General features: G+C 76.6%; 1 protein-coding gene. It reads right to left on the reverse strand.

All coding sequences use genetic code 11. The features are described 5' to 3' along the window. Positions 1-58: 58 nt before the first annotated feature. Positions 59-582 (reverse strand): SCO6745 family protein (locus tag ACYVE9_RS30245; RefSeq protein WP_461031045.1); only part of this gene is annotated, 524 nt, incomplete at its 5' end.

The raw sequence follows: 582 nt of genomic DNA on the forward strand, positions 1-582 counted from the left end.
GGCCGTGGTCCCGGAGGGGCGCCGCCCGTCGTGAGCCGGTCGGCGTGTCGGACCGCGGTCAGTCCTTGCCGAGCAGGCCGGGCGGGAACGCGCCCGCCTCCATGGCGGCGACCGTCAGCAGTCCGCCCAGCTCGGTCAGCCGCTCCACGCCGGCGGCGCCCAGGTGCAGGTACGGCGCCCGGTCGAGGCGGTCGGTCTCGTGCTCGATCTCCCTGCGCAGCGCGACGCCGTCCTCGGTCAGCTCACCCTCGGCGTCGAGCAGCTCGCGCTCGCGCAGCCGCTCCACCGCCAGGTCCCAGTCCTCCGCGGTGAACCCGCGCGAGCCGAGGACCCAGCGCCGGCTCATGCCCTTGCCGGTCGCGGTGTGGCTCACCTGCGCCTCCAGTCCGGTCAGGCCCGCGCCGAGCAGCACCGCGACGTGGCTGTCCCCCCGGTGCTCGCGCAGCAGGGTGGCGGCGTGCCACAGCTTCAGGTGCGGCTCCTCGGGGACCGGCTGGTCGGCGTGCGCGGAGTACAACGGTCGGGCGCCGCGCTCGCAGGCCTCGGTCGCGCGCAGCGCCAGCTCGGCCGCCTCGGCCAGTT

It is taken from the genome of Streptomyces sparsus (genome assembly GCF_054776295.1).